The 13,461-nt window shown below is 64.5% G+C and carries 6 protein-coding genes; 1 reads left to right on the top strand and 5 read right to left on the bottom strand.

The window, feature by feature from the left end:
• Positions 1–38: 38 nt before the first annotated feature.
• From ACN9MY_RS14350 to ACN9MY_RS14340, 3 genes are all read right to left on the bottom strand, one after another.
• Complete coding sequence (locus ACN9MY_RS14350; protein ID WP_426337519.1) at positions 39–3,062, bottom strand: TonB-dependent receptor; 3,024 nt, start codon at positions 3,060–3,062, stop codon at positions 39–41.
• Between the two features lie 314 nt (positions 3,063–3,376).
• Positions 3,377–5,005 carry an alpha-L-fucosidase gene (locus ACN9MY_RS14345; protein ID WP_426171591.1) on the bottom strand — a complete coding sequence of 543 codons (1,629 nt, stop codon included), beginning with the start codon at positions 5,003–5,005 and terminating at the stop codon, positions 3,377–3,379.
• Positions 5,006–5,028: 23 nt separating this feature from the next.
• Positions 5,029–6,516: a tryptophan halogenase family protein gene (locus ACN9MY_RS14340; RefSeq protein WP_426337518.1), complete on the bottom strand. Its 1,488-nt coding sequence runs from the start codon at positions 6,514–6,516 to the stop codon at positions 5,029–5,031.
• Positions 6,517–6,647: 131 nt separating this feature from the next.
• Between ACN9MY_RS14340 and ACN9MY_RS14335 the strand changes: the two genes are divergently transcribed.
• Positions 6,648–8,630, top strand: a complete 1,983-nt coding sequence (locus tag ACN9MY_RS14335; protein ID WP_426171589.1) for a glycoside hydrolase family 2 TIM barrel-domain containing protein — start codon at positions 6,648–6,650, stop codon at positions 8,628–8,630.
• On the opposite strand, the gene ACN9MY_RS14330 is transcribed toward ACN9MY_RS14335, so the two are convergent.
• Both ACN9MY_RS14330 and ACN9MY_RS14325 read right to left on the bottom strand, forming a co-directional pair.
• Complete coding sequence (locus ACN9MY_RS14330) at positions 8,627–11,548, bottom strand: TIM-barrel domain-containing protein (RefSeq protein ID WP_426171588.1); 2,922 nt, start codon at positions 11,546–11,548, stop codon at positions 8,627–8,629. The genes ACN9MY_RS14335 and ACN9MY_RS14330 overlap by 4 nt on opposite strands.
• The gene (locus ACN9MY_RS14325; RefSeq protein WP_426171587.1) at positions 11,545–13,443 is read right to left on the bottom strand and encodes a glycoside hydrolase family 97 catalytic domain-containing protein; all 1,899 of its coding nucleotides are present in this window, start codon (positions 13,441–13,443) and stop codon (positions 11,545–11,547) included. Before ACN9MY_RS14325 ends, ACN9MY_RS14330 begins: the two co-directional genes overlap by 4 nt.
• Positions 13,444–13,461: the final 18 nt, after the last annotated feature.

Here is a 13,461-nt window from a genome sequence, read left to right as displayed (position 1 = left end):
AACGGCAGCACGCCGGGCGGGCGTGCTGCCGGTACTTCTTAGAACGAGTAGCGCGCCTGCAGCGTGTAGCGCCGGCCGGTGTAGAACGCGGAGCGGTCCATCAGGCCAATGCCTTGCTGCATATACTGCTTGTACAGCGCGTTGTTCAGGTTCTGCGCCTCGAACGCAAAGCTCAGGTTCTCCGTCACTTTGTAGTGCAGGCCCATGTCAAGCTGGCCGTAAGCACCGCCCCAGGTTGGCAGGGCAAAGTTCACCGAGTAGGCCTGGCCCTTGTTCGGGCTGTCCGGATTGCGGTCGATACCGGAACCGTCGGCCGTACCGTAAGCGTTGGCCGCCTGCAGGTACTTGCCGCGCCAGGAATAAGCGAGACGCGCCGACAGCGGGCCGTGGTCATACAGCAAAGCCAGGTTGTACGCATTCTTCGACATGCCCACCATCGGCAGGCCGCCCAATACGTGGCCGTCCGTATCGCAACCGGCCAGGTCGCGCGCCAGGTTGGCGTCCAGCGTGTCTTTCGGCGTACACCAGGTGCTGGTCACCGGGTGCCCCAGTTTCATGACACTGTCGATGTACGTGTAGTTGCCCGAGATGCCGAAGCCGGACAGCAGGCCAGGCAGCTTGTCGAAGTACTGCTGGTAGCCGATTTCCACGCCGCGTGCACGTCCCGATGCGTCGTTGACCTGCGAACGGATCAGGAAGTCGTGCGGCTGGCCGGCGGTGTCGGTCAGCGTATAGGTCGAAGTGCGGCCGATGATGACGTCTTTCAGCTTCTTGTTGAACAGCGCCACCGTGAGCGAGCTGCTCTTGCCGAAGTAGTACTCGCCGGTCAGGTCGAAGTTGTTCGCGCGCACCGGGCGCAGGTTCGGGTTGCCGCGCGCATCGCCCTTATAACTGATCGAATCGAGCACCGCCTGATTGGTCACCGGATCCTGGTGCGTCTTCACGTCCTGGCTCAGGGTCGTGTAGGCCTGCATCTGGTAGAAGTCCGGACGCGTGATCCCTTTCGAGAAGGCGGCGCGGAACTGCAGTTCATTGCTTGGCTTCAGGCGCAGGTTCAGGCTTGGCAGCACGTTGGTGTAGCTGTTCTTGAACGTCTGCTTGTCGGCCTGCGCCGGAATGATCGGCACGCCCGGCATCGGATTGGTCGGCGGGGTGAACAGCGTATAGCCATCGGCAGACATATCGGTGCGCACCACGCGCACGCCGACGTTGCCGTCTACCGGGTACGGCAGCCAGCTATCCGAGCCGAAGCGCAGCTGGCCATATGCCGACTTGGTGCGTTCGCGCTGTACGTTCAGGCCTTTGTCGTCACCGAACTTGGCAGGCGTCCAGTGTTGCGAGCAAGGGGAGGACTTGCAAACCATGTCGGTGTAGCTATGCAGCTTGGCGAAGCCGCCGGGCGGCGAGCCCAAGGACCAGGACAGGTCAGGTGCTACGAACTGGGGTGGCGTCGGCATTTTGCCGCCAAAGAAATTACCGAAGGAGACAGGCGTGGTGCCGCCGGCGAAACGCGGGTCGCTCAGGTAGGCCAGCTGGCTCAGTGGCTGCCACGAATCGCCGACTGCCCAGGGCTGCGTGATCTGCGCCCATTCGGAATCGTGCGTCGAACGGGTTTCCGCCTCGCGGTCGGTGAAGCGTACGCCGAAGCGCAGGTCCTGCAGCACCGGGCTGTCGAAGATGAATTTGGCGTCCAGGCGGCCCGCGGTCTGGGTCGCCTCGGCCTCATCGCGGTGCTCCTGGGCGAAGCCCCAGTAGTAGTTGGCCGGATTGGCAAGGTGGGCACGATCCGCGGCGTCGAAGCCGAACTGCGGCGGCGAGCTGCGCAGGTCCAGCGTTTCCTTCGGCATGTAGCCGCCCAGGCCGACGGTGTTGTCGAAGCCGTCGGTCTTTGCCTTGATGTGCTGCAGGTCGGTCTTGAACACCCAGCGGTCGCTGGCGCGCCAGGTCAGGTTCCAGGCCACGTCGCGGGTATCGGCTGCACGGCCGACGGCACGGGTGTTGGTGCCGAATCCTACGCCAGGTTCGGTCGGTGCGCGCAGGGTGCCGGTCAACAGGGCGCCCCTGTCGTCGAAGGTTGCGCCAGGGTCGAGCACGATGGTCGCCGGATTGGCAGTCTGGAACAGCGATGCTTCCGTGGAGTCCAGCTCATACTTCGAACGGAAGTACGTCAGGGAAGAAGACAGGGTATCCTTTTTCCACTGCAAGGCGCCATACAAGCCCTCGCGGTCGCGGTCGAAGTTACCGCGGTTCCAGGAACCGCCGTTCGGAATCCAGCGCAGCGCGCCGCTGTTGTCGCCCGAGACGGCATCGGTGCGAGGGATGAATGGCGAGACGGACATGCCGTCGCTGCGGGTCTTGATCTGCGAACGCGCCACGTCGATCAGGGCGCCGAACTGGCCGAAGCGGGTATCCCAGCGGTTCGACACCATGCCGGAGTACGATGGCGCGGTCTCGCCGCGCAGCTTGGAACGCGAGGCTTCCGCCGAGACGGCGCCCTTGAAGCCCTTGAAGTCGAAAGGCATGGCCGTACGCAGGTTGACCAGGCCGCCCACGGCGCCTTCGATCTGCTCTGCGGAAGGGCTCTTGTAGACGTCCACGCCGGCCATCAGTTCCGGCGGCACGTCTTCGAAGCTCAGCGAACGGCCGCCGTTGGCGGAGAAGGAGTCGCGGCCGTTCAGCTCGGACCGCACATAGCTCATGCCGCGGATCGACACGCCGGTGCCTTCGGCGGCGAAGCGCATGATGCCGTCGCCCACGCCCTGCTGCGGGTCCTGGCGGTTCATGGTGCGGTCGATGGTGACGCCCGGCATGCGCTGCAGCACCTCGGTTACCGACTTGTCCGGCAGCTTGCCCATGTCGTCGGCCACGATCGAGTCGACGATCTCCTCGGCGTCCTGCTTGCGTTTCTGTGCCGACTCCAGTGCTGCGCGTTGGCCGACCACCACCACGGTGTTCGAACTATCCTTGCTTTCCGATGCGGTCTGCGCGAAGGCGCCACCGGCTGCCAGCAAGGCGATTTGTGCCGCCCCCACGGCGATCGCTGTCTTCTTCAAGTGTTTCACTCTGAATCCTCTCGTTCTAACTTATAAGTGTAATGACGGCTTGCTCATTTGCGCGAGCACGCGACCGTGTCTGTCCGTGGACTGCGCTTTGCTGTGGGATGCCAGGCGGGATTGGCCCGGCGCCCGCGCTGCGCCTAAGCGGCGCTTGCGATTTCGCCGCTGTGCGCGGCAAGAATTTTGATGGTCATGGACTGTCTCTCTATCTGATTTTTTTGTCTCGCTTCTGCGATGAAACCATTCTGCCTTTCGTCCTAAGCAGCGGCAATTGCGAAAATCACCAATACAACAAACGAAAAAAACGCAAGGCCGCACGCTCAGGTAATTTTCAGCGCATTGGCGTAGCCAAGCGCCGGCTGGTGCGCGGGCAGCGTCACATGCAGGCCGTCCGCAGACTGGCGAAACGCCAGCGGCCGTCCGCTGCTTACCAGCTCGACGCGCGCGATACGTCTGGTCAGGTGCGGCGTGGCGCTGCGCAAGGATTTGATGGTCAGCTTGCCATCCTGCGGCCAGCCCATGACAAACGCGTACACCGCATCGCCTTTCGCGGTAAAGCGGATATCGGCGGCGGAAAACGGCTTGCCTTTGCCCTCGTTGAAGCCGGCGCCCGACATCGGCGCCGCCGCTTCCTCCATCACCGGGCCTTCGCCAAACACGGCCCAGGGACGGGTGTCGTAAATCGCTTCGCCATTCTTTGCCATCCAGCGCCCTACTTCCTCGACGATGGCACGCTCCCGGCTGTCGATGGTGCCGTCGCCGCGCACCGGCACGCTGAGAAGCAGGTTGCCGTTCTTGCTGACCACGTCGATCAGGGTATGCAGCACTGACTTTGCACTCTTGTAAGCACGGTTATCGTAGACGCGGCGGTCGTAGTGCCAGCTGCCGATGCAGGTGCAGGTCTGCCATGGCAGTTCCTCAATGCGGTTGCTCTGCCCGCGCTCAATATCCCACACCATGCTGCGGCGCTGCTGTTCATTGAGGATCTTGCCGTTGACGACTGCTTCCAACTTGCCTTTGGTGGCGATGCTGCGGTTGTACATGTGGGCGGCCAGGCGCAGTCCGATATCGCTGACTGGCCACAGCGGCAGCACGGTATCGTCGTAATACACCAGGTCCGGATCGTAGGAGTCGATCAGGTCGCGCGTGCGGTTGAAGAGCTTTTCACCATAAGCCTTGTCGGGTACCGAGGCCCCGCCGCCCCAATGCCACTGCTGGTCCGATACGCCGCCTTCGCCGCCGCCTTTGCTCAACGGATGGCGCTGCGCATACAGGCCTTGCGGGTCCAGCCCCTCCCACCACTTGCCCGCGCCGTCGAGCCGGGTCAGGTTGCCGTCGTATTTCTGTGCCGGCTCGTACCATGTCCAGGCGTGGGCCGCGTGCACGCTGACGCCGAAACGCAACCCGTTGGCGCGCGCGGCCTTGCTCCAGCCGGCAATCAGGTCTTTCTGCGGACCGATGCTGGTGGAGTTCCACTCCGGCTGGTAGCGGCTGCTGTACAGGTCGAAGTTGTCGTGATGGTTGGCCAGCGCCACGAAGTACCTGGCGCCGGCCTTCTTGTACAGGGCCACCAGTTCATCGGGATTCCATTTGTCGGCTTTCCACTGCCTGATGATGTCCTTGAAGCCAACTTGCGCCGGGTCGCCGTATTGCTGCACATGGTGCTTGTGGGCGTCGGAATCTTTTTCGTACATCAGGCGGCCATACCAGTCGCCGAATTCCGGCTGGCATTGCGGTCCCCAGTGGGCCCAGATGCCGAATTTGGCATTACGGAACCAGTCGGGTACCTGGTATTTGTCGAGCGAATCCCATTCCGGCTTGAACGGGCCCGCAGCGATCGGCAGGCTGGCCTCCGGCGCAATGGCGTCGGCCGCGGCGCGCGCCGTTCCCGACAGCGCGACCGCAGGCATGGCTGCGCCCAGGTGTTTCAGCAGGTCTCGGCGTTTCATCAAGATTCCTTTAGGGTTTTCCTTCAGCGCGCCAGCACGCTGGCGAGATATTCCTCGTGGCTTGGCATGGCCGCCACCGCGGCCGCAATGCTGTCGCGCCGCAGGCGCAGGGCGCGCTGTGCGTCCTCCAGCGGCATGTCGCCCAGCGATGGATCGGCGCGCTGCGGCCAATGGTCCATGCCGGCATGGATCGCCAGCCAGCTGGTGGCGTCGAAGCCTTCTTCGTCGTACTGGTGCAGCACGCCGGCCTGGCGCCAGGCGTGGACCTTGAAAGCCAGCGTTTCGGGCAGCTCCATGTTCGCCATGTCGCGCCACAACTGGCTGTCGCGGCGTCCTGTCAGGCAGTAATGCAGGATGATGAAGTCGCGCACGCGCTCGAACTGGCGCACCATGCCGGTGTTGTAGGCAGCGACAGCCGTTTCGGCCGGGCGCCCGTCTTTCAGCAACAGTTCGATCAGGCGACCGAGGCCGCTTTGCACCAGGAAGATGCTGGTCGATTCCAGCGGTTCCAGGAAGCCCGAGGATAGGCCCAGCGCCACCACATTGTGCGACCAGAAGCGCGCGCGGTGGCCGGTGGTGAAGCGCAACAGACGTGGCTCGGCGACCGGAGCGCCGTCGAGTTGCTGCAGCAACTGTTCGCGGGCACGCTCTTCGTCGATGTAGCGGCTCGCAAAGACGTGGCCGCGCCCCGTGCGATTGCTGAGCGGGATGCGCCACGCCCAGCCGGCTTCCAGCGCGGTGGCGCGCGTGTAGGGCATCAGCGCGGCGCGGCTGCGTTCGCAAGGACAGGCCCAGGCCCGGTCCACCGGCAACCAGCGGCTGAAGTCAACAAACGGTTCTTCCAGCGTACGCCCAAGCAGCAGCGAGGCGAAGCCGGAGCAATCGATGAACAGGTCGCCTTCCACCGTGCGGCCATCGGCGAGCGTGAGCTGTTCTATGCCACCGTCGACGCGCCGGCTGACGTGCACGATCCGCCCCTCGGTGCGGTGCACGCCGCGCTGCATTGCAAGGCTGCGCAGGAACTTGGCATACAGCACGGCATCGAAATGGTAGGCGTAGTTGAACTGGCGCTCCTGTTCCGACGCAGCGCCCTGGAACCTGCCTTCGCGGGCCATCACGCTCGGAAGGCATTGTTCGCCGAGCGTGCCGAGGCCGGCATCGGCGACCCGGCGGAACTGGCCCCACAGCGACTGAGGGCCGCCCAGGCCACCGATATCGCCGAATGTGTGGAAATACTGCTCGCCGGCCGCGCGCCACTCGCAGAATTGGATGCCCAGCTTGAAGGTGCCGTTGGTGGCGCGCAGGAATTGCGCTTCATCGATGCCGAGGATGCGGTGGAAGGCGCGGATCGAAGGGAACGTCGCCTCGCCGACGCCGACGATGCCGATCTCCTCCGATTCGACCAGCTCCACGCTGCTGCCGGGCAGCGCCGTCGCCAGCGCCGTGGCAGCCATCCAGCCCGCCGAACCGCCACCGACGACCACGATGCGTTTGTATGCGGTTGTCATCATTTTGTCTCCGTTATGGCATCGGATTTTGCAAGGCGCCATGGCGGCACGCAATTGTGAAAAATACCAACGCGTTCAATGAAATCTAGCAGGGTAGTTGAAGTGTGCGGCTGCAGCATGGACAATGCCCCGCTATGAATCCGATCCATACATGCCTTTGCATAGCGCTGCTGGCGCCAATGGCCGCCAGCGCCCAGGCGCGGCAAACGATCCCGCTCGACGGCGAGTGGCTTTTCCACAAGACCGGCGACCATGGCTGGCAAGCAGTCACCGTGCCGCACAGTTTCGACGGCTACCGCGGACCGGCATGGTACCGCCGCACGCTGCAACTGTCGCATGCACGCGACAAACAGCGGCACTACCTCGAGTTCGACGGCGCCCTGCTGGTGACCGAAGCTTGGGTCAACGGCCGCCCCGCAGGGCGCCATGCCGGCGGCTTCGCGCGTTTCCGTTTTGATATCACTGACCTGCTGCAGGATGGCGGCAACGAGATCGTGGTACGGGTCGACAACGCACCCGGCAGCAGCGTGGCACCGCTGGCGGGCGATTACACGCTATACGGCGGCTTGTACCGCAACGTGCGGCTGGTCTCGACCAGCGCTATCCATTTCGACATGCTCGACTACGGCGGCCCCGGCGTGTATTTTAAGGCTTCCGACGTGTCGCGGCAGCGCGCCGCGCTGTCGTGGACGGCACGCGCCCGCAACGACAGCGGCCGTGCCGTGCATGCTGTCATCACCGCACGCCTGCGCGACGCCGGCCAGCAGGAAGTGGCCTCGGCGCGCCAGCCGGTGCTGCTGCCCCCGCACAGCACGGTGCAGGTCGCGCTGCAGGCGGCGCTGCCGTCCCCGCATCTCTGGCAAGGCGTGCGCGATCCCTACCTTTACACCAGCGAAGCCGAGTTGGCCGAAGCGGAAGGCGGCTCCGGCACGCGCGACCGGCTCTCGTTCCCGGCCGGGATCCGCGACATCCGGCTCGACCCGCAGCGCGGCCTGCTGCTGAACGGCGCCAGCTACCGCGTGCACGGGGTCAACGTGCACCAGACTTCCCTGCCCGGCAAGGGTATCGCGGCCAGCGACGAAGACATCGATGCCGACTACCGCATCCTGTCCGATCTCGGCGTGACAGGCCTGCGCTACGCGCATTACCAGCATCCGCAACGCGCCTACGACCATGCCGACCGTGCCGGATGGCTGGTCTGGACCGAGCTGCCGCTGACGGCAGCGGTCAACGGTTCGAAGGAATTCCTGGCCAGCAGCGAGCAGCAGCTGCGCGAACTGGTGCGGCAGAACAGCAATCATCCATCGGTCATGGTGTGGGGGCTCGGCAACGAGATCTACCAGTCCGACGAGCACAGCGCCCGCGTGCTGTCGTCGCTGCAGCGCCTGGCCCACGAGGAAGACGCGAGCCGCCCGACTGTCTACGCCAACTGCTGCGGCCCGATCGATGGTCCGCAAGCCTCGCATACCGACGCCGTGGGCTCGAACGTCTATTTCGGCTGGTACGATGGCGAGTTCGCCGACCTCGGCCCCTTTCTGGACGGGAATCACGCCAAACGGCCCGCCACCGCGCTGTCGGTCAGCGAGTACGGCGCCGGGGCCAGCGCACTGCAGCAGGAGGACCCGCCGCAGCGGCCCAAGCCTGCCGGGCGCTGGCACCCGGAGCAGTACCAGGCCCTGTACCACGAAGCTGCCTGGCGCCAGCTGGAGGCCCGGACATGGCTGTGGGCGAACTTCATCTGGGTCGGCTTCGACTTCCCCTCGGCGGGCCGGAATGAAGGCGATACGCCAGGCTTCAACGACAAGGGACTGGTCAGCTTCGACCGCAGCGTGAAAAAGGATGCCTATTTCTGGTACCAGGCCAACTGGAGCGCGGCGCCGATGGCGCACATCACTTCCAGGCGCCACACGCAACGCCAGCAGGCCAGCGTGGAAGTCAAGGTGTACAGCAACCAGGACAAGGCCAGCCTGCGCCTCAACGGCGCCGACATGGGCACGCAGCCGGTGACCGGCCGCATCGCGACATGGCAGCTGCGGCTGGCCGAAGGAAGCAACCGCATCGATGTCACCGCCGGCAGCGCCACCGACAGCGTCGAGTGGCACTACCAGCCCCGCTAGAACTTCACCACCACCGGCTTGCCGGTGTAGCGCACCATGCGGCTGGCCCGGGCCGCAGCAATGCCCTTGCCGTTATCCGGCCCGGCCAGTACCAGGTTCAGGGTGCGTTGCCGGGCCATGCCCGGATAGCTGCCGATACGCGCGCCAATGGTAAGGATCTTCGCCTTGTCGTTCCAGCGCAGCGGGACGCGGGCGGACTGTCCCTTTTCATACGCATAGGTCTCGTTATCGTCCTCATACAGCGTAAAGCCGCCGTCGGCGCCCGGATAGATCCGGACTTCGTAGGGCGCGGCCGGCTGTTCGGTGGCGTATTGCATGACCGGTCCCAGTGGCACGATGCTGCCGGCGCGTACGTACAGGGGCAGGATGTCCAGCGGCGTGTCCCGCTGCACCGCCTGGCCGCCTTCTAAGCGCTGGTTGGTCCAGAAGTCATACCATGCGGTCCCCTGCGGCAGGTAGGTGCGCATCTGCGTGTCCATTGCCGGCTTGTCCGCCGCCAAGGCGCGCATGGCGCTCGGCGTGCGCCACGCGAGGCGCAGGCTGCGGTCCGAAGTGGCCTGGTAATACTCGAGTGCCAGCTTCACGCGCTGGCCCTTGCGCAGCGCCACGCGCGTGGTGGCCAGCCGCTTGCCGCCATTCTCCCAGCGCTCGATCACAGCCGCGCCGTCGAGATAGAGGCGGTAGCCGTCGTCGCCCTCCACGCCGATCTCGTATTCGCCATCCTCCGGGGCTTCCAGCGTGCCGTTCCAGCGCGCGGAGAAGTCGTCCAGCCCGGCCAGGCCGGCCGGAATCGTGGCCAGCGGCGGCGCGGGCCACGAGTGGTCAATGGTCTTGTCGATCACCTGCCCTTTCGGCACCTCGAAGTTGCGCCCTTCGAAGTACTGGCCCGCCAGGCCAGGCCGTCCATCCGGGGTGTGCAGGAATTCGGCGGGAATGGTTGCCGGCGGCGGCGGCTGGATGCGGTACATCGGCCGCGTCACCGGATGCACCAGCAGCGAAGGTCCGAACATGAACGCATCGTTGATGCCATACGTCTCCTTGTCGTCCGCAAAGTCCATCGGCAAGGCGCGCATCAGGGTGTAATGTTCGCTGCTGACCTTTGCACTCAGTCCATAGGTATAAGGCAGGAGCCGGTAGCGCAGGTGCGCCGCATCGAGCAGCGACTTGTACACTTCGGGGTCGAGGCCCTTGAACACATAAGGCTCGCGCTCGATGTCCGTACCATGTACCCGCATGATGGGATTGAAAGCCGCATACTGGAACCAGCGCGCGAACAGTTCGCGGTAGGCCGGGTCTTTTTCGCCGAGCGGATAGTCACGGCTGACGAAGAAGCCGCCGGTATCCTGGGTCCAGTAAGGGTTGCCGGTAATGGTCACATTGACGCCGCCGCTGACCTGCTTGCGCAAGGTATCCCAATTGGCGAAGATGTCACCCGACCAGGAGGCCGCGGCCGTGCGCTGTGCGCCGGCCCATGCCGACCGCGTCAGCGTAAAGACGCGCTTGTCGCTGGTCGCGCGCTGTCCGTCATAGGTGCCCTGCGTGGTCAGCAGCGTATACGGGTTCAGGTAGCGGGAAAAGTCGCCCAGGGCATTCCTGCCCAGCGATTTGATGTCGGCCTCGTTCTGCGCCGCATCCCAGGCGGCGGAGCCCACTTCCACCTCGGTACCATCCATCCACAGCGCATCCACGCCCTTGTCGAACAGGCCTGACTTCGCATGCTTGAAATAGATTTTCCGGCCCAGCGGACTATAGGCGTCGTACACGCGCGCCTTGCGCGAAATCCAGTGCAGCGGCTCGAAGCGCAGGCCGTGCTGGTCCAACTCCTTCGCCAGCGCCGTATCGTTGCCGATCGACGGCCAGATCGAGACCATCAGCTTCATGTGCAGCTTGTGCAGGCTGTCGGTCATGCCGCGCGGGTCGGGGAAGCGCACCGGGTCCCAGGCCATGCCGCTCCAGGTGCCGTCCTTGTCGCCGCCCCAGTATTGCCAGTCCTGCACGATGTAGTCGAGGGGGAACTGCTCCTGGCGGAACTTCTCCGCGACTTCGACGATACGGGACTGTGTGGGGTAACGCTCCTTGCTCATGAACAGGCCGAACGCCTGTTTGGGATACATTGGCGCCTCCCCCGTCAACCGCCGGTACTCGCCCACCACGTCGTCCATCGAGCTTCCGCCCATGAAGTAGTAATCGACGCCGCCCGGCGCGCTTTCGGCCCACAGGCGCGCGCCTTCCGGCCCGTCCTGGAAACGCATCTTAGAATAGGTGTCCCACAGGATGCCGTAGCGTTCTGACGACATCATGACCGGAATGATGATGCCGAGGTTGGTCTGCACCAGCAGCAGGTCCTGGTTGCGACGGTTGACCTTTTCGCTGTCGGTGTAGCCGAAGCCGAAGATCGCCTCGTCAGGCTTGAGCACCAGCCGGTTCTCCACTTCGTACGACGGCGCGCCGGAGATCTCGACCGGCTTGATCGACTGCGGCTGTGACGATTCGCGCGTGTAGAGCCGCCCGGCGCTGTCCATGAAACTCAGGGCGCCGGTCTTGCGGTCGATGTCGATGCGCAGCCTGGCGCTCCGGATGCTCAGGGCGGAGGGGCTTTCCTCCAGCTTGAAGCTCGCCCCACCCGGCTTGCCCACCACGACCAGGCTTGGGCTGGTCCAGTGGTTGCTGCCCAGGTTTGCGTTCACGCGCACCGTGGCAGGGCCATAGAAGATCACGTTCTTGGTCACGCCCCCGACCCTGAACTGCACGCCATCCGACAGGCGCACATAAGCGAAACCATCCTGGGCGGCGACAGGCGCCGCCTGCAGGTGGCCGTTCTTGTCCAGGCCACTTTGCGGCAGTGCGGCAGCCAAGGCCGGATTCGCTGAGAAGGCAAACGCGCCTGCCAGCGCAACGCTGAGGAGACGCCGTTTCATTGGAACACCGCCACGAAGCCGCCACGCGGTTTGATCGTCACGCGCACCTTGCCCGCCTTGAGTTCAGCCTTGCTGAATTCGCGCTGGCCTACGCCGTCGGTAATCATGACGCCCTTGCGGTCCCCGATAAAGGACAGGTCCAGCTCCACGCTGCGTTCACCCTTGCCGGCATTGATGCCCGCCACATACCAGGTGTCGCCGGACTTGCGCGCAACGGCGACATGCGAACCGGGATAGCCGGCGAGGAAGCGGCTGTCGTCCCAGCGGCGCGGCAGGTCGCGCAGGAAGGACCGCACATATTCCGGCACGCCGGCCATGCCTTGCGGGATCTCCGCAAAATGCTGGATACCCGACAGGAACAGCACCGATTCAGCCAGTTCGAAACCGTTGCGGGTAACCCGCTTGATCTGCGCCTTGTCGCCAAACACCATCGGCGTGAAATCCATCGGGTCGAACAGGTTGCGAATCATGGCCGCATTCACGGCGTGGGCAGGTACCGCGTCTTCGTCGCGCTGGTCAAAGGTGGTGAACTCGAAGCCGCGGATCGCCTCGGCCGTCATCAGGTTGGGATAAGTGCGCTCCAGGCCGCGCGGCAGGGTCGCGCCGTGGAAGTTCACCAGCAGGCCCGCCTTGGCCGCATCCTTCAGGATATCGACGTAGTACTGGATCATCGACACACCGTCGCCGCCGAAGAAGTCGATCTTCACGCCCTTGATGCCCATTTCACGCAGGCGGGCAAACTCTTTGGCTCGTGCCTCCGGCGCCAGCAGCTTGTTGCGCGGTGTCTGCGGAGCGTCGTTCCAGGCGCCGGCCGAGTTGTACCAGACCAGCACACCCACGCCCTTGCCGGCGGCGTAGCGCACCAGTTCGGCCATCTTGTCATAGCCGATCTGCTTGTCCCATTCCGCGTCGACCAGGGTGTAGTCCCACTTCATGTCGACTGCATAGTCGACGAACTTCTTCTGCACGTCGAACACGGTAGCTTCGTCCTTCAGCAGCGGCCAGCTCCACGATGCGTGCCCGGGCTGTACCAGCTTCGCGTCAAGCTGGACGGCAGGCGCCGCCAGGTCGGTGCCGAGGGTGGAATCCATCACGGTGTTGAGCGTTCCGACGGCCACCACGCGCCAGGGTGTAGCCAGGGTGCCGCCGGTTTCCGCCAGCAGGCCGCCGTTGGTGAACACTTCCGGCGCGGTCGGCCCGGCGATGCGGTACACGCCACCGGGCGATTCGGTGGCGAGGCGCGAGGCGTGGAAGCTGCCGTCCATGTTCGCTTCCGTCAGCGCCACCCAGGTATCGCCGCTCCTGAACAGCGCCGGGAACACCCAGCCGGCCTTCAGGGGCGCCGGCTGGCCGACCGGAATATCGACCTGGTAATGCTCTTCATACGACGGATTGGTCTTGCCCCATCCGGACTTGGCCACCGCCATCGGCTGCAGGAAGGCGCGGGCCTTGGAGCTGAACGCAAAGCCCGTCGCTTCGCTGACAAAGCGCTTGGCGCCGATTTTCGGATCCGCGACGACGTAGCGGAACGCCAAACCATCGTCGGAAACGCGGAATGCCACGTCCATCTTGCGCCCGGCGGCGTTGGCGAGCGAGAACACCTGCTCGTTGGCCTGGTAACGGATCGCGGCGCGCTTGCCGACTGCCATTGTGTATTGTTCCGACACCGGCTTGACCGGCGACGTCGCCACCAGCTTGAGGCCGCGCGAAAAATCCTCGCCGGCCAGGGTAAGGCCCAGCGGCGATGGCAGCAGCACTACCTGGCCATTGCGCTTGACGGTATACGACAGGGTCTGGTCAGGATTGACGGTCACCGACACATCCAGTTGCTTGTTCGGGCTCTCGAGCGCGACCGCGGCGCCGCTGGTTACCGCCAGGGCTGCCAGGATACTCATTTTCTTCATCATCATGAA

It is taken from the genome of Pseudoduganella sp. R-31 (genome assembly GCF_049913235.1).
Taxonomy (GTDB): domain Bacteria; phylum Pseudomonadota; class Gammaproteobacteria; order Burkholderiales; family Burkholderiaceae_D; genus Rugamonas.
The sequence above is the reverse complement of the archived record's forward strand: the minus strand, read 5'-3'. Positions and strand labels throughout refer to the sequence as shown.